This is a genomic window from Yoonia sp., assembly GCF_030731595.1.
Classification (GTDB): Bacteria; Pseudomonadota; Alphaproteobacteria; order Rhodobacterales; family Rhodobacteraceae; genus Yoonia.
Genome location: NZ_JANQTS010000137.1, coordinates 1 through 1863, shown reverse-complemented (window position 1 = coordinate 1863; position 1863 = coordinate 1). Strand labels below are relative to the sequence as shown.

Sequence of the window (1863 nt, the reverse complement as noted above, 5' to 3'; positions counted from 1 at the left end):
TTCGCAAAGTTGATCTGGGAGCTTTTTAATGGCCAGTTCGACGGCATCATCCAGCATATGCATCCGCGCCAAGTGATCCGGGCCCTCGCAATGTGCAATCGCAAGGTAAAAGAACATCATTTCCCACGGCTGAAGGCATCCAAAGTGCCCGTTCACCATGCCTTCCAAAGCAAGTCGTGCGGCTTTGATGTCTTGCGCATATGCTGCAGGGGTGTTGCGCCACAAAGAGCGCGGGAACTGATCCAAAGCAATTATTAGGGCGAGCCGCCCGCGAGGTGTTTCGGCCCAGTCATCAAGTTGGCCGGATGCTGCCGCTTGGGTGATGTCAGCGAATCCGGAGATGATCGCATCGTCCATCCCGCCTTGCATACGCTCCGACCAAAAAGCTGCATATGTCTCGGGCGCATTTTGATGACCCGTGTCGGGAAACCAGAAATCGAGAACGTCGGTTGGTAAGAAACTCATGTGGGATGCATCCTTGGTCATACCAGGCATTCAGAATTGCCGAGGATACTGGGACATCATTTCCATGAGGCCAAGGTCGCTTTGAATGCCCTCAGGATTGCGGGCCAACAACTCGCGCAGAAAAGCGCGTTCAGCATACGCGGTTTGATGTTCTGGCGTGGCGTCGGTCGCTGGGTAGGCGATAGCCCCACGGAACATCCACTTCATAGTGGGAAATTTGAAAGCTGGGAATGTAAGTGTCATTGATCGATCCTCTCATTGGCGTTGAATTGAGCCTAAGGACGCGTGAATTTTACTGGTATCCGCGTTGACGTTGTGCTGTTCTACAAAAATGAAGAGCGTTTTTCAGAACCTTTCAGATGTGCGCGTTTTCCTTGCAGTAATGCGCGCCGGTTCCACCTTGGCGGCATCCAAGACGCTCGGGATGGCACAGCCCACCGTGGCAAGGCGCATTGAAGCACTGGAACACGTGCTTAAGCTGGTTCTGTTTGAACGGAACACCCAGGGTTTTACACCGACACAAGACGCGCTGATGCTGTTGCCGAGCGCCGAAGCAGTTGAGAAAGCGGCCAAAGAATTGGATGCGACGGCGGCCCGATTGGCGTCTTCCCAATCCCGAACCATTCGGATTACTGCAGTGACGGACGCATTCAATCCTCACCTGTCCGCAATCTTAAAAGGCTTTGTCGAGAGCTACGGGAGTGTGAATTTCGAATTGATCCCAAGTGACGAGGCGATCGACATATCGGCAGGAGATGTCGACATCGCTATTAGATGGACCAACAAGAAGATCGATGATCCATCGTTGATTTGCCGGAATCTGGCCACGATTACCCATTCGTTGTTTGCGTCAAGGTCCTACGCGGCCAAATCTGATCTACCGCACTCAGAATCAGAAATGGATGGATATAAGTATCTGGTTTTTGGTGGAAATCTGGCCGCCCATCCGGTCAATAAGTGGCTGCTGCAGCGCATCAACCCGGATCAGATTGCGATGACTTGCCAAGATTTTAAGGCAATGAAAACCGCCATTCAAATGGGGGCCGGTATTGGAGTTCTCCCGACACGGTTCATGAAGAGCGACGACACGCTCGTCCACTGCATTGAGTTGCCCGAAGACTTGGGATCGACCGTATGGCTGTTGGTGAATCCGTCCGCCTACCGCCGACCTGAGGTGAAGGCGTTCACAGCATATTTTGCGCCGCGATACAGTGCGCATTTGCGAAAAAACTAGGGGCTAATCCCCTAAAGCAGACCTACGTCCATAGATTATCAACGGCGACTAAGTCCGCATCTTACCAGTTCGTACACGATGCAGCGAACGGCAGGTGTACGGATAGGGAGGGACTTCTGAGAATTTCATCGTACCAGCCATATGACACACCAATGTCGCCTATT

At 52.5% G+C, this 1863-nt stretch carries 3 protein-coding genes; 1 reads left to right on the top strand and 2 read right to left on the bottom strand.

Annotation, left to right across the window (positions count from 1 at the left end; genetic code table 11):
* The coding region (locus tag NWQ23_RS15735; protein ID WP_306167339.1) for a DUF924 family protein at nt 1-465 on the bottom strand (465 nt) is incomplete at its 3' end.
* Nucleotides 466-495: 30 nt separating this feature from the next.
* Entirely contained in the window at nt 496-708 is a 213-nt protein-coding gene (locus NWQ23_RS15730) for a hypothetical protein (RefSeq protein ID WP_306167338.1), read from the bottom strand.
* A gap of 88 nt (nt 709-796) precedes the next feature.
* Between NWQ23_RS15730 and NWQ23_RS15725 the strand changes: the two genes are divergently transcribed.
* A complete protein-coding gene (locus NWQ23_RS15725; protein ID WP_306167337.1) occupies nt 797-1699 on the top strand; it encodes a LysR family transcriptional regulator in 903 nt (300 codons plus the stop codon).
* Nucleotides 1700-1863 lie beyond the last annotated feature (164 nt).